Source organism: Nonomuraea sp. SYSU D8015 (genome assembly GCF_008065375.1).
In the GTDB taxonomy this organism is placed as follows: Bacteria; Actinomycetota; Actinomycetes; order Streptosporangiales; family Streptosporangiaceae; genus Nonomuraea.
The window spans coordinates 364,525-381,886 of sequence record NZ_VJYI01000007.1 but is presented as its reverse complement, the minus strand read 5'-3'; the positions used below and the strand labels follow the sequence as shown (position 1 = coordinate 381,886).

Annotated in this window: 20 protein-coding genes and 1 pseudogene; 7 read left to right on the top strand and 14 right to left on the bottom strand. The window is 68.9% G+C overall.

The features are described from left to right. Positions 1 to 13: 13 nt before the first annotated feature. A complete protein-coding gene (locus ID574_RS29720; RefSeq protein ID WP_188192262.1) occupies positions 14 to 502 on the bottom strand; it encodes a GNAT family N-acetyltransferase in 489 nt (162 codons plus the stop codon). After that, positions 499 to 2,049: a helix-turn-helix transcriptional regulator gene (locus tag ID574_RS29715; RefSeq protein ID WP_188192261.1), complete on the bottom strand. Its 1,551-nt coding sequence runs from the start codon at positions 2,047 to 2,049 to the stop codon at positions 499 to 501. Before ID574_RS29715 ends, ID574_RS29720 begins: the two co-directional genes overlap by 4 nt. Positions 2,050 to 2,334: 285 nt before the next feature. Between ID574_RS29715 and ID574_RS29710 the strand changes: the two genes are divergently transcribed. After that, a complete protein-coding gene (locus tag ID574_RS29710) occupies positions 2,335 to 2,619 on the top strand; it encodes a hypothetical protein (protein WP_188192260.1) in 285 nt (94 codons plus the stop codon). 435 nt (positions 2,620 to 3,054) lie between these two features. Here ID574_RS29710 and ID574_RS60245 read toward each other — a convergent pair whose 3' ends face one another. Next, complete coding sequence (locus ID574_RS60245) at positions 3,055 to 3,261, bottom strand: hypothetical protein (RefSeq protein WP_223167200.1); 207 nt, start codon at positions 3,259 to 3,261, stop codon at positions 3,055 to 3,057. Between ID574_RS60245 and ID574_RS29705 the strand changes: the two genes are divergently transcribed. The 3 genes and pseudogenes from ID574_RS29705 to ID574_RS29695 all read left to right on the top strand — a co-directional run bounded on the left by ID574_RS29705 (position 3,254) and on the right by ID574_RS29695 (position 5,981). Continuing rightward, a complete protein-coding gene (locus ID574_RS29705) occupies positions 3,254 to 4,063 on the top strand; it encodes a mechanosensitive ion channel family protein (protein ID WP_223167199.1) in 810 nt (269 codons plus the stop codon). The two genes, ID574_RS60245 and ID574_RS29705, sit on opposite strands and share 8 nt — an antisense overlap. 4 nt (positions 4,064 to 4,067) lie before the next feature. Then, positions 4,068 to 4,448, top strand: a pseudogene (locus ID574_RS29700) (globin); the annotation flags it as partial. A gap of 24 nt (positions 4,449 to 4,472) precedes the next feature. Further along, positions 4,473 to 5,981: a glycoside hydrolase family 13 protein gene (locus ID574_RS29695; RefSeq protein ID WP_188192257.1), complete on the top strand. Its 1,509-nt coding sequence runs from the start codon at positions 4,473 to 4,475 to the stop codon at positions 5,979 to 5,981. Here the strand turns inward: ID574_RS29695 and ID574_RS29690 are convergent. Further along, on the bottom strand, positions 5,976 to 6,149 hold the full coding sequence (locus ID574_RS29690; RefSeq protein ID WP_188192256.1) for a hypothetical protein: 174 nt from the start codon (positions 6,147 to 6,149) through the stop codon (positions 5,976 to 5,978). The genes ID574_RS29695 and ID574_RS29690 overlap by 6 nt on opposite strands. A gap of 70 nt (positions 6,150 to 6,219) precedes the next feature. Beyond that, entirely contained in the window at positions 6,220 to 6,342 is a 123-nt protein-coding gene (locus ID574_RS61815) for a hypothetical protein (protein ID WP_262496065.1), read from the bottom strand. Positions 6,343 to 6,600: 258 nt separating this feature from the next. Between ID574_RS61815 and ID574_RS29685 the strand changes: the two genes are divergently transcribed. Beyond that, a complete protein-coding gene (locus ID574_RS29685; protein ID WP_188192255.1) occupies positions 6,601 to 6,813 on the top strand; it encodes a hypothetical protein in 213 nt (70 codons plus the stop codon). Here the strand turns inward: ID574_RS29685 and ID574_RS29680 are convergent. The 4 genes from ID574_RS29680 to ID574_RS29665 all read right to left on the bottom strand — a co-directional run bounded on the left by ID574_RS29680 (position 6,810) and on the right by ID574_RS29665 (position 9,891). Further along, the gene (locus ID574_RS29680; protein WP_188192254.1) at positions 6,810 to 6,953 is read right to left on the bottom strand and encodes a hypothetical protein; all 144 of its coding nucleotides are present in this window, start codon (positions 6,951 to 6,953) and stop codon (positions 6,810 to 6,812) included. The two genes, ID574_RS29685 and ID574_RS29680, sit on opposite strands and share 4 nt — an antisense overlap. Positions 6,954 to 7,107: 154 nt before the next feature. Further along, positions 7,108 to 7,536, bottom strand: a complete 429-nt coding sequence (locus ID574_RS29675) for an acyl-CoA thioesterase (RefSeq protein ID WP_223167197.1) — start codon at positions 7,534 to 7,536, stop codon at positions 7,108 to 7,110. A gap of 439 nt (positions 7,537 to 7,975) precedes the next feature. Beyond that, the gene (locus ID574_RS29670) at positions 7,976 to 9,109 is read right to left on the bottom strand and encodes a sensor histidine kinase (protein ID WP_188192252.1); all 1,134 of its coding nucleotides are present in this window, start codon (positions 9,107 to 9,109) and stop codon (positions 7,976 to 7,978) included. Between the two features lie 152 nt (positions 9,110 to 9,261). Beyond that, positions 9,262 to 9,891, bottom strand: coding sequence for a LuxR C-terminal-related transcriptional regulator (locus ID574_RS29665; protein WP_188192251.1), 630 nt, complete (start codon positions 9,889 to 9,891; stop codon positions 9,262 to 9,264). Positions 9,892 to 9,998: 107 nt separating this feature from the next. Here ID574_RS29665 and ID574_RS29660 point away from each other — a divergent pair, with 107 nt between their 5' ends. Continuing rightward, positions 9,999 to 10,400, top strand: coding sequence for an NUDIX hydrolase (locus ID574_RS29660; RefSeq protein WP_223167196.1), 402 nt, complete (start codon positions 9,999 to 10,001; stop codon positions 10,398 to 10,400). A 14-nt stretch (positions 10,401 to 10,414) separates the two neighbouring features. Here ID574_RS29660 and ID574_RS29655 read toward each other — a convergent pair whose 3' ends face one another. The 4 genes from ID574_RS29655 to ID574_RS29640 form a co-directional block, all read right to left on the bottom strand. After that, positions 10,415 to 10,666 (bottom strand): SCO4226 family nickel-binding protein, encoded by a 252-nt coding sequence (locus tag ID574_RS29655; protein WP_188192250.1) that lies wholly within the window; start codon positions 10,664 to 10,666, stop codon positions 10,415 to 10,417. Positions 10,667 to 10,959: 293 nt separating this feature from the next. Further along, complete coding sequence (locus ID574_RS29650; RefSeq protein ID WP_188192249.1) at positions 10,960 to 11,163, bottom strand: hypothetical protein; 204 nt, start codon at positions 11,161 to 11,163, stop codon at positions 10,960 to 10,962. A gap of 154 nt (positions 11,164 to 11,317) precedes the next feature. Then, on the bottom strand, positions 11,318 to 12,982 hold the full coding sequence (ettA, locus tag ID574_RS29645; protein WP_188192248.1) for an energy-dependent translational throttle protein EttA: 1,665 nt from the start codon (positions 12,980 to 12,982) through the stop codon (positions 11,318 to 11,320). 626 nt (positions 12,983 to 13,608) lie between these two features. Beyond that, positions 13,609 to 14,898 (bottom strand): GGDEF domain-containing protein, encoded by a 1,290-nt coding sequence (locus ID574_RS29640; RefSeq protein ID WP_188192247.1) that lies wholly within the window; start codon positions 14,896 to 14,898, stop codon positions 13,609 to 13,611. Positions 14,899 to 15,532: 634 nt separating this feature from the next. Here ID574_RS29640 and ID574_RS29635 point away from each other — a divergent pair. Further along, positions 15,533 to 16,411 carry a bile acid:sodium symporter family protein gene (locus ID574_RS29635; RefSeq protein ID WP_188192246.1) on the top strand — a complete coding sequence of 293 codons (879 nt, stop codon included), beginning with the start codon at positions 15,533 to 15,535 and terminating at the stop codon, positions 16,409 to 16,411. 304 nt (positions 16,412 to 16,715) lie between these two features. On the opposite strand, the gene ID574_RS29630 is transcribed toward ID574_RS29635, so the two are convergent. After that, the gene (locus ID574_RS29630; protein WP_188192245.1) at positions 16,716 to 17,336 is read right to left on the bottom strand and encodes a single-stranded DNA-binding protein; all 621 of its coding nucleotides are present in this window, start codon (positions 17,334 to 17,336) and stop codon (positions 16,716 to 16,718) included. Between the last annotated feature and the right edge of the window lie 26 nt (positions 17,337 to 17,362).

Genomic DNA, 17,362 nt, shown 5'->3' with positions numbered 1-17,362 from the left:
GAGAAGAGCTCGGTCAGTGCTCGAGAGCGGCCGGCGGGAACAGGCGTTTCTCGCCGTAGACGACGGTCAGGTCGCCCACGCGGTGCCGGGACAGCTCACGCCAGCCCTGGCGTCGGTACAGCGCGAGCGCTGCTTCCTGGTTGAGTGTCGTGTCTCCTCTGACGCTGTGGAACCCGAGCTCCACCGCGCGCCGTTCGAGCGCGACGAGCATGGCCGCGCCGAAGCCACGCCGCTGGAACTCGGGATGGACCCTCAGCCGGCAGATCTCCGCCGTCACGGTGTCCACGGGTCTCAGCCCGCCCATGGCGACGACGCGCGATTTCACCTCGCCCACCAAGAAGTCCCCGCCGCAGGCGAGGTAGATCTCCTGGATGCGCGGGAAGTCGTCGTCGTAGTAGACGCCGTCGCCGGGGACCAGGCCCACCTCCGCGAGGCAGATCTGGTGGAGCGCGAGGATGGTGTCGAGATCGGACCAGCGATAGCGCCGGATCGTCAACGTCATGCACCGCCCCCTTTCAGTTGGGTCTTGGGCCGCCGCAAGGCGACCCGGAACGCCTCGAGCCCCGGAGCGTTGGCGTCCTTCGAGATGATCGCCTGCTCCAGCGCCAGGGCCGGGCGCACGATGAAATCGGTCAGGTATTCGTCGCCGACCAGGTTGAGCGCCCTCGTCCCGATGGCGACCGCCTCCTCGACGTCGCCGTCGATCAGCTTGCAGTGCGCCTGGTCGAACCTGATCAGCGTCTGGTCGACGATGTGGTCTTCGTACTTCGACAGCGCCTGGTCGAGGATCACCTCGGCCTCGATCGTCTCGCCGAGCTTGGTGAGCACGTCGCCCTGGTAGAAGCAGAGCTGCTTCTCGGTGTAGCCGAAGGCCAGGTCTTCCTGGTCCTCCTCGCGCATGTGCGAGAAGGCGTTCCTGGCCCGGGCCAGCGCGCGCTTGGCCTGGTCGACGACCTCCCGCTTCCGGTCGGCTCCCGTCATCATGGCCAGCGCCCTGGCCTCGACGACCGGCGCCATGGCCTGCGCGGGACACGGCGTCGAGCCGGCCAGGTCGCGGCTCTTCTTGGCCAGGTGGAGCGCCTCGCGGGCGTCGCCGAAGTAGAGAGGGATGAGCGACTCGCGGGCGCAGATCCACGCGCGCAGCGCCCGGTCGCCCGTCTCGTCGGCCGCGGTGCGCCCGGTGCGGAAGAACGAACGCGCCAGCCGGTGATCGCCGAGGTTGATCAGGATCATGCCGCTCAGCCCGGCCAGCTGGGCGGCCATCCGGCACAGGCGCTCGGCCAGGTCGGTGGGCTGCCGCCGGGACATGGCGGTGCGCACCGCGCTCAACTCCAGCAGCACGTCGCACAGCAGCCTGAGCGGGGCCGTCGTGGTGTATTGACGGCCCAAGCTGATCGTCGCCTCCTCCCACTGGTCGAGCATGGCGGCCGACACAGTGGCCGACACGAGCGTCTCGTCCATCCGCCGCCGGATGCCCTCGCACGCGCCGAGCACCGGGCCGTCGAGCTCCGCCGAGGCGTTGGCGTCCGTGCCGAGCAGATTTAATAGCGTGCGCCGGAGGATGTTCTCGTCCTCCTCGGCGTCGGGCTCGGGCTCCATCGGCTTGATCACGAGGTCGCGATCTGTCGGCAGGCGGCGGGGCTCCTTCACCTCCCCGCCGATCACGCCGGGCATGCGGTGGCCGTGGCCGCAGATGCACGGCCCCTCGTAACCGAGCGCGGCGGGCTCGACGCGGTAGACGGTGCAGAGGTAGTGGAGGTATTCGGGCCCCGGACGCTTGAGCCCGCTCTCGTACGCGGACAGAAGCGTCTCGCCGATGCCCGGCATCGGCTTCTGATCGCGCTCGAACAGGGCTCTGACCTGCTCGATCACGTCGGCCAGCGCGATCCCGTGTGACAGGCGGTGCGCTTTGATACGGGTCGTGCTGAAGTGGGCCATGCACGCCTCATGTATCTCGTCGGCTATCTGGGCCGACGTGCGCCCGGCGGCCAGGCCCTTGGCCCGGATCCGCCGTGCGATCTCCGTCTCCCTGTGCTGTCTGCCGGACATCCCGGCCCCTCTCACGCAAGTCTCGACCGGTCGCAACTCGTGGAAGCCCGTGACAGAGCGTAGTACTCAAGTCGCTGTGCGCCTACCCAAGATGATGAACCAATGAGGCCGCGTTGGAAACGCCCTTCTCAAGAGTGGGGTTAAGGATCGTCCTCCGAGGGACTGTTTCTTACAACCCATGAGGGAGAAGCAACTCCCTGTAGCCGCGGAGGCCGCGTTGCGCCCACCGCCGAGTTGAGTCATCTTTGGCCCACCAGCAGCGATTCGGTAGGGAGGACGAGAACGGTGGGGGACGACAACTTCGAGCGGCTGGAGCGTCTCGTGTCCGAGCTCGACGCTCGCGGGATGCTCGCGCGAGTGGTCCAGACCCAGAGCGGGCGGCGGTTCGTCCGGGTGATCAACCCGAATGCGACGAGCCTGTCCGAGAACGTCACCTGTCGGCCGTCCGCGGTGTCCGACATGCCGGACTGGTGGTACTGCTGGTCCTGGGGTGAACGGATGCACACCGCCGACGACCCGGCGGGTGCGGCGACGAAGGTCGCCCGCGTGCTCGCCGCGGTGGGGGAGTGACGACGCGGTGATCCGGGTGGAGCGCAGCCACCACGGCTCACCGCACCCACGGCGGCCCCACGGGGCCGGCGGGGTGACCGGTGCGGAGGGTCTCATGTATGGCGAGACCCTGGTCACTCCGCCGGTTCCGCCCTCACGCGCGCGTCATCGCCCGTACGGCTCGCACCCGTACGCACGAAAGCCACCCGTCCGGTGCGCCCGGCGGGTGTTCGGGGGGGATCCCTCCCGGAACCGGCGCGGGACATGCTTCCGGGTGCGTGTCCTGCTCCGAACCGTCCGTCACAAGGAGCGCCGGCTCTCTCCCTCCGCGGCCCAGAGAGCCGGCGACCCCGTCTTCCCCGGCGTGATGTGACGGCGGGCGGTTCGGCCGACGGTATTTTGGATCGAGCGATCAAACGGTCCAACTGGTTGGCCGAACCGCTTCCGGAGGGGGATTTACTCAGTGTTACTGCTGGTGACACCGTCGCCATCGCCATCGCCGACGTCCACGCCGACGTCCAGCTTCCTGGACTTTGAAAAGGCGGCAAAGTCGGTGGCCGACGTCTGCACGAACGACGCCGTGTGCTCTACGCTGGTCCGGATGTTCCCAGACGCGCCGTGGATGCCCCTGGTGTCGGGTGCGATCGTGATCGTGATGATCATCGTTATCGCCATCGTGCTCCGCAATCTCTCGCACCGGGTGATCACGAGGGTGGTCAATCGCGCGGCGACCAGCGGGTCGATCACGAGCAGGTTCCGCAAAGGTGTGGCGACCGACACGATCGACGCGCTCCTGCACGAGCGGCGCAAGCAGCGCGCGGAGACGATGGGCTCGGTGCTCAAGCACATCGCCTCGATCGTCATCCTGGGCACCGCGATCCTGACCGTGCTCGACCGGCTGACGATCCCGATCGCCCCCCTGCTGACCAGCGTCGGCATCCTCGGCGTAGCCATCGGCTTCGGCGCACAGGAGCTGGTCAAAGACTTCATCGCGGGCATGTTCATGCTGCTCGAAGACCAGTACGGCGTGGGCGACGTGATCGACGCGGGCGCCGCCGTGGGTACGGTCGAGGCCGTCACCCTGCGCGTCACCAGGCTGCGCGACGCGGACGGCCGCGTCTGGTACGTCCGCAACGGCACGATCACCAGGGTCGGCAACGAGTCGCAGGGCTGGTCGCGGGCCTACATGGACGTCCCGGTGGCCTACGACGCCGACATCACGGGCGTGAAGGTGCTGCTGGAGCACGTGGCCGAGGAGATTTGGGCCGACCCCGAGTTCCGCGAGTCCAAGATCGTGGAGCAGCCGCAGGTGTTCGGCGTGGAGGCGTTGTCCGACAGCTCGCTGGTGTTCCGCATCACCGCCAAGACCCTGCCCGCCGCGCAGGCGGAGGTGGCCAGGGAGATCAGGCTCCGGGTGAAGTCGGCGCTCGACTCCGCGGGCATTCCCCTGGTCCCGACCGCATAGTCTTATGGACGTGACTGAGACCTCCTTCTACGACGCCGTCGGGGGCGAGGAGACCTTCCGGCGCCTCGTGAGCCGCTTCTACGAGGGGGTCGCCGAAGACCCGGTGCTGCGGCCGCTCTACCCGGAGGCCGACCTGACGGGCGCCGAGGAGCGGCTGCGGGGCTTCCTGATCCAATACTGGGGCGGCCCCAAGACCTACAGCGAGCAGCGCGGCCACCCGCGGTTGCGCATGCGGCACATGCCGTTCGTGATCGGCGAGCCGGAGCGCGACGCCTGGCTGCGGCACATGCGGGACGCGGTCGATTCGCTCGATTTGCCGGAGGAGCTGGAGACCAGGCTCTGGGACTACCTCGTCTACGCGGCACACAGCTTGGTGAACTCTCCCACGTAACGGGGCATGACACGCCACATGGAAATCCCCTGGTGGCGTGATGCCGTCGTCTACGAGATCTATGTACGCAGCTTCGCCGACGCCTCTGGAGACGGCGTCGGCGACCTGGCCGGGGTGCGGCAACACCTGCCGTACCTGCAACGGCTGGGGGTCGACGCCATCTGGCTGACGCCGTTCTACCCCTCCCCCATGGCCGACGGAGGCTACGACGTGGCGGACTACCGCGACGTCGATCCGCTGTTCGGCTCGCTGGCCGACTTCGACGCGCTGGTCGCGAGCGCCCACGAGCACGGGCTGCGGGTGATCGTGGACATCGTGCCCAACCACAGCTCCTCCGAGCATCCCTGGTTCCAGGAGGCGCTGCGGGGCAAGGGCCGCGATCGGTACATCTTCCGCGACACGACCAACAACTGGCAGTCCACGTTCAGCGGGCCGGCCTGGACGCAGGTGGAGGACGGCCAGTACTACCTGCACCTGTTCGCTCCCGGGCAGCCCGACTTCAACTGGCGCAACCCCGAGGTGCACCGGGAGTTCCTCGACATCCTGCGCTTCTGGCTGGACCGGGGCGTGGACGGGTTCCGCATCGACGTGGCGACGGGCCTGTACAAAGCGGAGGGCCTGCCCGACGTGGGCGACCAGTCGTTCAAGGCCGTCTCCCCGGTGTGGGGACAGCCCGAGGTGCACGGCGTGTACCGCGACTGGCGGCGGCTGCTCGACAGCTATCCGGGCGAGCGGATGGCCGTGGGCGAGGTCTGGACCGACAGCCCCGAGGACCTCGCGCTCTATGTGCGTCCCGACGAGCTGCACCAGAGCTTCAACTTCGCCTGGCTGCAGGCGCCGTGGTCGCCGACCGCGTTCAAGAAGGTCATCGACGACACGCTCGGCACGGTGCCGTTCGCGACGTGGGTGCTGTCCAACCACGACGTCGTACGGCACCGCACCCGCTACGACACCGCCGACCCCGGCACCGGCTTGGCCAGGGCCCGGGCGGCGCTGCTGGCGATGCTGGCCCTGCCCGGGTCCGCCTACCTGTACCAGGGCGAGGAGCTGGGCCTGCCCGAGGTGACGGACCTGCCTGCCGAGGCCAGGCAGGATCCGGTGTTCTTCCAGTCCGGGGGCGAGCTGCCCGGGCGCGACGGGTGCCGGGTGCCGATGCCGTGGACGGTGGACGCGCCCTCGTACGGGTTCTCGCCGGGCGGGGTGGAGCCGTGGCTGCCGCAGCCGGACACGTTCGCGGAGCTGAGCGTCGAGAAGCAGGAGGGCGACTCCGACTCGACGCTGGAGTTCTACCGGCGGGCCCTGGCCTGCCGCCGCGACCTGGTGAGAGCCATTCCTTATACGCTGGAGTGGCTGGAGTCTCCCGAGGGAGCGCTTTTCTTCACCCGCGGCCCGCTGATCTGCGCGATCAACTGCGGCACCGGGCCGGTGCAGCTGCCCGAGCACGACGCCGTGGTGCTGGCGAGCGGGCCGCTCAAGCGCGGCCTGCTGCCACCGGACACGACCGTATGGCTGCGGCGCGACTCATAACTCCTTCCGCCGCTCGCCGCGGACGGGCACGACGGGCAGCGACAGCAGCGCGCACGCCAGCCCGGCCGCGAAGCCCGCCCAGAATCCCGCGCTCTCCATCAGCAGGGCGGCCAGCGGCGTCGCGGCCAGGGCGACGGTGTTCTGGATGGCGTTGTGGGTGCCGAGCACCTTGCCCGCCCAGGCGGGCCCGGCCAGCTCGCCTGCCCCGAGTAGGCGAGCCCGTTGCCGGCCACGGTCGTCACGGCGGCCACGGCGGCCACGGCGGCATCACGGGCCCGAGCCAGGTGCGGGTGAGCGTGCCGGCGACCAGGAGCGCCAGCACGCCGAGGTTGGCGATCGCGATCAGCAGCAGGGGCCGCATGCGCAGCCCGACCCGGTCGGACCACCGCCCCGGCGGCTATGCGCACCAATCTGATGGTCGCGCTCACTCGGCCCTCACTGGTCACGCAAGCGACCGCTCTCGGGCCTGACCGTTCGCCGCTCCGGGGGCCCCGCCCGATCGCGGCCAGGCCGAATAACCGGCCGGCCGCCACGCTGTCCCACCCATACACCTTGACCAGGCAGCTCACTCCGTACGTGCTGACCACGATCTGCGGGACACGTGCAGGGCGCTGGTGGCGTGCACCCGCCACAGCGCCGGCTGCCGGTACGGCGAGCCCGCTGCGCCGCGTCCCGGCCGGAGATCTCGTACGGCGGCTCGGCCAGGAAGATCGCTGCCTGCACGGCGGCCAGCAGGCTCGTGCCGGCGCAGACCAGCAGCACACCGGGCAGGCCGTACGCCCGCGCGACGGGCGGCAACGCGAACGCGCCCATGGCCAGGCCGAGCGTTTAAGGACCCTGGCGCAGGCCCATGGCGACGCCGCGCTCCGGCGGCTGGAACCAGTGCAGCACGATCAGCCCGACGCCGAGGCCCAGGATCAGCCGCTCGCCGTGCCGGTCGGCGAGCGCTCCCCAGGCGACGAGGGCGACCATGATGCCGTAGGCCGGGGCGTTGGCGATGATCCCGCCACCAGCATCGGCACCCCGAAATGCCGCTCGATCTCCGGCAGGACGAGGGGCAGCCCGAAGAGCCCCACGGTGACGCTGGCATGGGCGTTGACGCCCAGCGCCGGCATCCGCCAGCGCCTCATACGGAGTAGCGCTTGAGGTAGGTCAGTTCGCCCTCGCCGAGTCTGCGCGGGGCGGCCCGCTCGACGTCGTAGGCCGCGATCACCGACTTGGCGGTGACGTAGAGCTGCTCGTCGTCGCGGATCTCGTACCGCAGCGTGAAACGTACCGGCCTGATCTCCTCCACCCAGGTCTCCACCCGGACCGGGTCGGCGCGGAAGCTGAGAGGACGGCGGTAGTCGATCTCGTGCCGGGTCACGACCAGGCCCTTGAACGGCTCCTCCCCCGCTTTGTGGAGGTCGATGGCGAACATGCCGAAGCGGGCGTCCTCCAGGTAGTCGAGGAAGCGCACGTTGTTCACGTGGCCTTGGGAGTCGATGTCGGCGAACCTCACCGTGCGGAGGTAGATGTGACGTTGGGCCGGGGTACGTTCAACCACGTCCGCCACCGTACCCGTCCCGTCCCCACGCCCTGACGGCGGCCATCGGTCGCAGCACCGGCCCCAGCGTGCCGATCCTCTCCCAAACCACCACCCCAGCATGCCCACCCCTCCCACCCCCCAGACCGCCCAGCGGGGCTCCGTCTGTCCAGGACACACGTGTGGCAGCCATCCGTCGCCGTGGCACGGTCTTTGGCGAAGGGCCGCTCACAGATCCCACGACACCTCCCGGTCGCCATGCTCCGGCCCGTCCGTACCGGCCCTACGGGTGCATTGCCCGGATCCGCAGCGGCAGAAGCCCAACGGCGGTCGGCCAGCACAGCGGCGGGACGGCGCGGTGGCGGCCAGAGCGGCAGCGGGCCAACACAGCAGTTGGGCCGGAGCGGTAGCGGGCCTACACAGCCGACTGGTTCGACACCCGCGCCCTGTCCCCTCCTCCGAGCGGGCCTCACTCCTGCTGCGGTGGCGGGAGCGGGATCCGTACCGTGACGTGAGTGCCCTCTCCCGGGGCCGATTCGATGTCCGCGGAACCGCCCACCGCGGCCACCCGCTCGACGATCGAGCGTGAGATGCCCAGCCCGGGCGGTCGCCGTTCCATGTCGAACCCCGCTCCGTGATCCAACACGCTCAACGTCACCACCCCGGCCCGGCTCTCCGCCCAGACCACGGCGCGCCGCACGCCCGCGTGCTTGGCCACGTTCGTCAGCGCCTCGCGCAGCGCGCCGGCCAGCGCGTCGACGACCTCGCCGGCGACCCGTTCGCGGTCGGGCGACGTACGCAGCCGGCTGGCGTTGAACTCCACGTGCAGGCCGTTCCCGACCGCCTGTCGCACCACCGCCTCCAGGGCGGTCAGCACGTCGCCGTCCGGAGCGCCCTCGTCGCCCCGCAGGTACGCACGCAGCCACCGCGACTCCTCGGCCACCCGCGCCCGCACGCCCTCGTCGGCGATCCAGCCGTCCCTGACCAGCGCCTCCAGTGTCTGCAGGATGCGATCGTGGAGGACGCGGGCGGTCCTGGCGCGCTCACGCTCCTCCGACAGCTGCGCGGTACGCAGGACCTCCTCTGCCCGGGCCCGGTCGAGCTCGGCGGCGTTGCGGGTCAGCACCGTGGCCACGTAGCAGGCGACCGCCGCGTTGGCCGCCACGCCGCAGACGTGCGGCAGTGACTCGAACCAGCGCTGGCCCGCCAGCACGTCGCCCACCATGAACGCACATCCCAGCACGGCGGCCCAGCCCGCCACCGCGCCGTCCGAGCGGAAGCCGATGCCCACCATGACGGCCGACAGCAGCACGTAGGGCAGCACGATGCCCGGCCAGCCGTTCGTCATGCGGTCACCGGCATACCAGGCGACCGCCAGGCATACGACGAGGACGAGCACCACGTCGGCGGCGAGCAGGTGGCGGGAGGGGAGCGCGCGGCGTACGGCGATCAGGGCGCAGATCACCAGGCTGTTGAGCACGAGTGCGGCCAGCAGGACGTTCACCGGCCAGACAGTGGTCCATCGCCAGTCTCCGAGCAGTTCGAGCGAGCCGCACAAGCCCAGCGCGCCCAGCCGGACAGCGATCGTCGCGACGGCGCGCATGCGCTCGATTCCGGCAACCGCAGAACCAGCGGCCGGAGAACCAACCGCTCCCGGACCCGCCGTCGCAGGCCCGGCGGCCTCAGGACCCGTGGCCGGAGAGCCGGGCGCCGCCGGACCGGGCGACTCGGGGTCGGTGGCCGCGGGGTCGTCGCTCATGCTTCGGGGCGACGCTCGAGGCGGTCCAGGGCCGCGCGGGTGAGCTGGGCCTTGTTGCCGACCTGGAGCTTGGCTCTGATCCGCTCCACGTAGGTGTCCACGGTCGCCTTGGTGATCTCCATGCGCCGCGCGATCTGCGCGTGGGTGAAGCCCTGCGCGATGTACGCCAGCACCTCCTCTTCGCGGCCCGACAGCCGGGGCTGGGCGGCGTCCGAAGGCGGCGCGCCGAGCTCGTTCTGCAGGATGTCGGCCAAGCCTGCCGACAGGTAGAAACCGCCGACGGCGACGGTGCGCAGGGCGTCCACGACGAGCTCGGCGGGGGCGTCCTTGGTGACGTACCCATTGGCGCCGGACCGGATGGCGGCCAGCACGTCGGCGGGCCGGCCCGAGGCGGAGACCACCAAGACCCGGGTGATCGCGGAAAGCTCCCGGATCTCGGCCACGCAGGGCCGGTCGGTGGCCAGGTAGAGATCGAGGATCAGCACGTCGTGATCCAGGTCGCCACTCCGCAGATCGGCGATCCTGGAGCCCTGGAACACGACGTCGAGATCGTCGAAGGGCCGGAGGAGGTATTCCAGGCCATGGCGGATGAGTTCGTGGTCGTCGATCACCGCGACGCGAATCACGTCATGTTCCTCAACGCGACGCATGCCGGTAAGAGGAGCATGGGCATGCGGGGCCGACAAGTCCCTTAAAAATACTACAAAGATCATGACCGGCAGAAGGGACGACATTGACCTCGATCATTGACAAAGTCGCTTGGATCCTGCTGGAGGACGGCAAGATCCTGAGCACCCGGTCTCGCGGCAAGAACGTCTACTATCTCCCCGGCGGCAAACGCGAGCCTGGCGAGAGCGACCTCGACACGCTGGTGAGGGAGATCGACGAGGAGCTCGCCGTCGCCATCGTCGCCTCCAGCGCGGCCCATCTCGGGACCTTCGTAGCCCAGGCAGATGGGCATCCCAACGACGTCGCCGTGCAGATGACCTGCTACACCGCCCAATATCACGGCATCCCGACCGCGAGCAGCGAGATCGACGAGGTGGTCTGGCTCACGTACGCCGACCGCGACCGCGTGGCGCCGGTCGATCAGATCGTCTTCGACCACCTTCACGCGAGCGGCCGGCTCACGTGACCTCTCAGAGCTCGCTATTCGAGCTCGATGGGCACCTCATAGATCTCCGTCGTCGGGTGCCCGGCCCTCTCGTGCACCCGTTGCACCGCCTCTTTGGACGGCCCCGATGACAGGCAGAACACCTTGCCCGACTCGGGGTCGAACCAGGCATGCTCGAAGTGCACGCCCTCGGAGCCCTCGATCGCCAGGTCGCGCTCATGCGCCTCGCGCAGTTGCTCGGCCGTCGCGCCGGCGAACCCGCTGTGGACATCCATGAACTTCGTCATCGCAACCTCCCCCTCGACCCCCTCTACCCACACAGGAGGAGATGGTCCCTGTTCGTTCGACGCCGGATGGTCAGTCACAGAGGGCCTGGCAGCTCCAAGGGCTGGGTACGCCGTTCCCGTTCCTGCCACGGCCGGCCAGCACGTCCTCCAGGGTCGCGCGCCACTTGCCGGGCTCGCGTGGGCCAGGCTGGGCGAGCTGGATCAGCACGCCGTGCGCCTACTTGGGTGGAGGAAGACCTCCTGCCAGCGGAGATCGGACTGGTTGAGCCCGTGCAGGCGATAGCCGCAGGCGGTCAGCCGGGCGACCGCCGCCGCCAGATCGGCCCGGTTGTCGCCGCCAGATCGGCCCGGTTGTCGCCGCCACCGCCCAGATGCCGGCCGCCGAGCAGGTCGCGATAGATCGGCAGCAGGCTCCTGATCCGGGGTGCGGCCACGGCCGTGTGGTCGAAGGTCACATCGAGGCCGTCCAGTTCCAGGTCCGACGCCCGGCTCCTCACTCCAGAGCAATCCTAGAATTTCATTCTAGGAACCTGGCCCGCCGCGTGAAGATCCTCATCGGGCGCGCGCACGACGCGAGCCCGCGAAGAGGAACGGAAACGACGCGGAGGCCCCCTTCATCTGGCGAAGAGGGCCTCCCGAGCGTGTCGACGATCAGTCGCGGTGCAGCTTCCGGTACGTGACCCGATGCGGGCGCGCCGCGTCGGCACCCAGCCGCTCGATCTTGTTCTTCTCGTAGTCGGCGAAGTTGCCCTCGAACCAGAACCAGTTGGAGCCCTCTTCCCACGCCAGGATGTGGGTGGCGATGCGGTCGAGGAACCACCGGTCGTGCGAGGTAATGACGGCGCAGCCCGGGAAGTCGAGCAGGGCGTTCTCCAGCGACGACAGCGTCTCCGTGTCGAGGTCGTTGGTGGGCTCGTCGAGCAGCAGGACGTTGCCGCCCTGCTTGAGGGTGAGCGCCAGATTGAGCCGGTTGCGCTCGCCGCCCGACAGCACCCCCGCCTTCTTCTGCTGGTCGGGGCCCTTGAACCCGAAGGCCGCGATGTACGCCCGCGACGGCATCTCCACGTTGCCGACCTTGATGTGGTCGAGCCCGTCGGAGACGACCTCCCAGACGTTCTTGTTCGGGTCGATACCGCCGCGGCTCTGGTCCGCGTACGAGATCTTGACCGTCTCGCCGACCGTGATCGACCCCTCGTCGGGCGTCTCACTGCCGGTGATCATGCGGAACAACGTGGTCTTGCCGACGCCGTTGGGGCCGATGATGCCGACGATGCCGTTGCGGGGCAGGTCGAACGTCAGACCTTCCATCAGCAGCCGGTCGCCGAAGCCCTTGGTGAGGTCATCGGCCTTGATCACCGTGGTGCCGAGACGCGGGCCCGGAGGGATCTGGATCTCCTCGAAGTCAAGCTTGCGGTATTTGTCCGCCTCGGCCGCCATCTCCTCGTACCGCTGGAGACGGGCCTTACTCTTGGTCTGGCGGGCCTTCGGGTTGGACCGGACCCACTCGAGCTCGTCCTCCAGGCGCTTCTTGCGCTTGGCGTCTTTCTGCCCCTCGACCCTGAGCCGCTGGGCCTTGAGCTCCAGGTAGGTGGAGTAGTTGCCCTCGTAGGCGTAGGCGCGGCCGCGGTCGAGCTCCAGGATCCAGCCCGCGACGTTGTCGAGGAAGTAGCGGTCGTGGGTGACGGCCAGGACGGTGCCGGCGTACTTCTCCAGGTGCTGCTCCAGCCACTGCACGCTCTCGGCGTCGAGGTGGTTGGTGGGCTCGTCGAGCAGCAGCAGGTCGGGCGCCTCCAGCAGCAGCTTGCACAGCGCGACCCGGCGCCGCTCACCACCGGACAGCTTGGTCACCTCGGCGTCGGGCGGCGGGCAACGCAGCGCGTCCATCGCCTGCTCGAGCTGGCTGTCGAGCTCCCAGGCGTTGCGGTGCTCAAGCTGGTCCTGCAGCTTGCCCATCTCCTCCAGCAGCTCGTCGCTGTAGTCGGTGGCCATCTGCTCGGCGATGTCGTTGTAGCGCTTGAGCATCGCCAGCGTCTCGGCTACGCCCTCCTGAACGTTGCCGAGGACGGTCTTCTCCTCGTTGAGCGGTGGCTCCTGCTGGAGCATGCCCACCGTGAAGCCGGGCATGAGCCGGGCCTCGCCGTTTGACGGCTGCTCCAGGCCGGCCATCATCCGGAGCAGCGTCGACTTCCCGGTGCCGTTCGGCCCCAGGACACCGATCTTGGCTCCGGGCAGGAACGACAGCGTGACGTCGTCAAGGACAACCTTGTCGCCGTGCGCCTTGCGCACGCGCTGCAGCGTGTAGATGTACTCCGGCATGCCCTCTAGCTTAGGGGCTCCTGACCCAGGCTTCCGCCGCTCCTCCCCAGCAGGATGGACGAGGGGGTACGAGCGCCGCGCTGCAGTCGGCTCACATACGCGCCTGACGCAACAGGTGCCCCCATAAGGGCGCGACCGACCACAGCCCAGACACGCTGCAACGGACATGAACCACACCCGCCCCCCGGGCTCGCAGGAGCTGCACAGCCGGGCGCAAAGAGGGCGTGGCGCTAGTGCCCGGTGGCGTTGCGCGGCGTTCGGTCCAGTGGCGTTCCCGTCAATGAGGTGGCGTTGTGGCGTGGCGTTACCTGCCCGTGCGATTGTGCCCGCCGCCTTCCCTGCCCGTGCGATGACGCCCGCACGCCTTCCCTGCCCGTGCGATGACGCCCGCACGCCTTCCCTGCCCGTGCGAGTGTGCCCGCGGCCTTCCCTGCGTGTTCGTCGTGCTCCTGCCCGTGTCGTCGTGTTCCTGCCCATCACGGCACCTCCTGACATGGCATCCATCCCTGACCCTGACAACACATGCCTGTACGACGTCGCTGTCACTGCCAGGTGGTGTTCTCCGGAGGAGAGGCAGTCGGCGGGAGATACATGCCCGCAAAGGGCGGGAGGCGGTTTCGGAGGGGTCAGGAGGGGTCTTCCGGAAGGGAGCGGGGCGGGGGCTGGACGGCGGGGATGCAGACGCGGTCGCGGCCCAGCTCCTTCGCCCGATAAAGGGCCAGGTCGGCGGCGGCGAGCAAATCGATCAGGTCATCGCCGTGGACGCTCATCAAGGCGACACCCGCCGAAATGGTCACCCTGATCATGGTGTCGTCGGCCGGGATCGCCATGTGACCGATGCGGGTGCGCAGGCGTTCGGCGACCTGCCGGGCCTCGCGGACGTCCGCGCCGGGCAGGAGGACGACGAACTCCTCACCGCCGAAGCGGCCCACCACGTCGTAGTCGCGCAGCTGGCTGCGCAACGTGGCCGCCACACCGGCGAGAACCTGATCACCGACCAGATGGCCGTGGGCATCGTTGACGCGTTTGAAGTGGTCGATGTCGATGATCAGCACGGCGAGGGCGTCGCCGGTGCGGCGGGCACGCACGATCTCCGTGTCGGCCTCACGCTGCCAGGCGGCCGCGTTCAGCAGACCCGTCTTCGCGTCCGTACGGGCGGCGGCCTGGAGTTGGGCGTGCAGGAGGCTGCGTTGCAGCAACACCACTGGCGGCAGGGCGAGCAGCAGCAGGGCCAGGTTGAGGCCGCAGCCGATCGAGACCGTGACGCCCAGGCAGAGCTCGACGACGTCGAGCAGCACGTTCTCCTTGTTCCAGAGCACCTCGCGCCACGTCATGTCGGGGTCGGCAGTGTGGGCGGCGATGGCGATGAGCGCGAGGTTGAGCAGGGAGAACAGCACTGCGGCCACCACCGCGTAGATGATCGGTGGCCCGCTGCCCCGCGACAGCACCCACGGGTCCTCGACGAGCCAGTGGAACATCACGGACGCCGTGCACCCTGCCAGCCCGATGGCGGCCGAGCTGAACACCCGGCGGTAGAGCACGGTCGCGCGGACCCGCACCTGCAGCAAGACCTGCAGGATGATGGGTGCGAACAGCGCGTAGACCGGGGGCAGGAGCAGGGCCACCGGCAGCCACCAGGCCGACAGCAGATCGCGCGAGACTCCGGCGGGCATCCCCAGGCGTCGGGTGGCTTCGATGCAGACCGCGCCACACGCCATGAGGGCCGCGAACGTGAGCGCGTCCCGCCATCGGAACTCGGTGGTCGACGAGAAGAACACGATCGCGGCCAGGTCGAGCGCGACTATCGCGCACAAGTAGATCACGAGGGCGCGGCGTTGCCCCAGCAACGGCCAGCGATCGACCAGTGTTGACACACCGTCGCGAGGCTTTATCGAGGCGTGACTGGTCGCCGCCATCTCGTCTCCTCCCTGACTAACGATGTGTAACACAATAATTGCGGAGTGTGCGTTGCGCGATGGGAACCGATACGTTGGCAGAGTCCACACCTGCTCACTCCGCGAGCGGGCCGTGCTGGAAAGGAGCAGCCATGGTGCGGGGCGTGATCTGGACCTGACAGATGCTCTCGTGATCTGATGCGGGCAAACACACCATCGGCCGCCCTCGGGGGATGAACGGGTTTCGGCCGATGCCCCCTCCCCCCTCCACTGCGACTGATCCTCCTGCGCAAAAACGAGAATGATTTCCGGTCCTCTCCCACTCCTCTGCGGGCCGCGTCTTCCCTCGCCGCTCAGCTCGGCGCTTCTCTCACCGTTCATTCCTTTCTCTCCAGGCCCACCGTTTTCTCGAAGCCCGAATCTTCTCCTCGACGCTCATTCCGTCCTCCGCCGTGTCCCTGGAGGATTGATCGCGCCGCGCGTGGCATTCGCGCGCACCATCACCACGCCGAACCCGGCTCTCGCCTCTTCCCATATGGGCGGCGATCCCAGATCGTGAAGGTCTGCAATCGGCTCCGATCAAGGAGGGCGCGCTGCCGCCTTCTGAGATTCGAGGCCATCGGCCCTTCCGGCACGGAGAGGACACGCACCCCCCATGGCCCTTGCCAGCGTCTTCCTGCCCATCGCTCTGGCGATCATCATGCTCGGGCTCGGCCTGAGCCTGACGATCGCCGACTTCCGGCGCGTGGTCGCCTACCCCAAAGCCACCATCGTGGCGTTGACCTGCCAGGTTCTCCTCCTACCCGCCGTCTGCCTCGGTCTCGTGCTGGCCTTCGGCCTCCCTCCTGCGCTCGCCGTCGGCATGATGTTGCTGGCCGCCTCGCCGGGAGGCACCACCGCGAACCTCTACAGCCATCTGTTCGGCGGCGACGTCGCGCTGAACGTGACGCTCACCGCGATCAACTCAGTGCTGGCCGTCTTCACACTGCCGCTCGTCACCAACCTGTCGCTGAGCTATTTCGGCAACGCCGGCACCCTTGGCCTCCAGTTCGACAAGACGGTGCAGGTGATCGCGATCGTGCTCGTGCCCGTGGCGATCGGCATGGCGGTGCGCGCGTACGCCCCGCGCTTCGCCGAGCGCATGAGCAAGCCCGTGAAGATCGCCTCGGCTGTGATCCTCCTTCTGGTCATCCTCGGTGCGCTGCTGCAGGAGCTGGACAACCTGGGCGGCTACATCAGCTCCGTGGGGCTGATCACGGCTGTGTTCAGCGCGATCAGTCTGACCGTCGGCTATTGGGCTCCCCGCCTGGCGGGAGTGGGTCGCCGCCAGGCCATCGCCTCCTGCATGGAGATCGGCATCCACAACGCCACACTGTCGATCGCCGTCGCCCTCAGTCCGGCGCTGCTGAACAACGCCCAGATGGCCGTCCCGGCGGCGACGTACGGCGTCGTGATGTTCTTCACCGCGGCCGTGGCCGGTTTCCTGGTCAGGTCTCGCGCAGCGGAACCGGCCGCTGAAGCGACCGCCGCTTGAGGCGGGCGCGGCGGCGGGTGTGCGGTGCCGCCGCCGCGCCCGGCTCTGCTGCGCCCAACCGATTCCGACCGATCCCACCATTCGCCCTCACCCTCACCATCACCGTCACGGTCCGACGACACGCCCAGTGCAAGGGGCATGCGCACGGGCGTGGTGGGGAGCGGGGTCGGCGTCGTGGTGCTGGTGCAGCACGGCGTGTGGGCGGCCCGGTTCCCCCTGCTGAGCTGGTTCCCCCTTGCTGGCCCGGTGCCCCTTGCTGGCCCGGTGCCCCTTGCTGGCCCGGTGCCCCTTGCTGGCCCGGTGCCTACGCTGCTACGCGCTCCTCCATATGGGGCTGCTCTGTGGTGTCGCCGGGTTCGTCCCCGATGTTCTCTGTGTCGTCGCTCGCCTCGTCCTCTGCGCCCAGGGTGCGTACGGTGTCGGAGCCCAGGACGCGGACCGTGTGGCCTTCAGCGGAGTCCAGGCGGGCCAGAGGGCGGGCGGCTCGTGACGCCATGGCCCAGTCCTGGGTTTCCTCGTCTAGGCGCTCGCGCATTTCCCTGCTCATCGAGGTGGCGCCACCACCGCGCTCGGGCTTGGTGAAGACGCCGGTGCCCCAGCGCAGGTCATGGCCCACCGCGCTGGCCTCAATCTCGGGCATGAAACGGCGGTCGCCCTCCGGGCCGAACTCGCGGATGCGCAGCTTGCCCGACACCACCACCGGCTGGCCGGCCCGTACGGACGTGGCCACGTTTTCTCCCAGGGCGCGCCAGCAGCGGACCGTGAAGCAGACCCGCTCGCCGTCGGTCCACTGGCCTGTTTTCTTGTCGAAGTAGCGGTGCGAGGTGAGCACCTTCAGCGAGGTCACCCTGAGGCCGTCCTCGAAGGTGTATTGCCTGGGCTCTGCTGCGACGTTGCCGGTGAGCGTGATGTAGATGTCGTTCATCCCGTGCCTCCCGATGTGGCGGGCGG

Coding starts and splice junctions, on each gene's coding strand:
- ID574_RS61815 (WP_262496065.1), bottom strand. CDS start 6,342: ATGCGGCCCCTGCTGCTGATCGCGATCGCCAACCTCGGCGTGCTGGCG.
- ID574_RS60245 (WP_223167200.1), bottom strand. CDS start 3,261: ATGATCATCACGATCACGATCGCACCCGACACCAGGGGCATCCACGGC.
- ID574_RS29680 (WP_188192254.1), bottom strand. CDS start 6,953: ATGGTCGCCCTCGTCGCCTGGGGAGCGCTCGCCGACCGGCACGGCGAG.
- ID574_RS29720 (WP_188192262.1), bottom strand. CDS start 502: ATGACGTTGACGATCCGGCGCTATCGCTGGTCCGATCTCGACACCATC.
- ID574_RS29640 (WP_188192247.1), bottom strand. CDS start 14,898: ATGGCGGCGACCAGTCACGCCTCGATAAAGCCTCGCGACGGTGTGTCA.
- ID574_RS29695 (WP_188192257.1), top strand. CDS start 4,473: ATGGAAATCCCCTGGTGGCGTGATGCCGTCGTCTACGAGATCTATGTA.
- ID574_RS29635 (WP_188192246.1), top strand. CDS start 15,533: ATGGCCCTTGCCAGCGTCTTCCTGCCCATCGCTCTGGCGATCATCATG.
- ettA (WP_188192248.1), bottom strand. CDS start 12,982: ATGCCGGAGTACATCTACACGCTGCAGCGCGTGCGCAAGGCGCACGGC.
- ID574_RS29705 (WP_223167199.1), top strand. CDS start 3,254: ATGATCATCGTTATCGCCATCGTGCTCCGCAATCTCTCGCACCGGGTG.
- ID574_RS29715 (WP_188192261.1), bottom strand. CDS start 2,049: ATGTCCGGCAGACAGCACAGGGAGACGGAGATCGCACGGCGGATCCGG.
- ID574_RS29630 (WP_188192245.1), bottom strand. CDS start 17,336: ATGAACGACATCTACATCACGCTCACCGGCAACGTCGCAGCAGAGCCC.
- ID574_RS29670 (WP_188192252.1), bottom strand. CDS start 9,109: ATGCGCGCCGTCGCGACGATCGCTGTCCGGCTGGGCGCGCTGGGCTTG.
- ID574_RS29655 (WP_188192250.1), bottom strand. CDS start 10,666: ATGACGAAGTTCATGGATGTCCACAGCGGGTTCGCCGGCGCGACGGCC.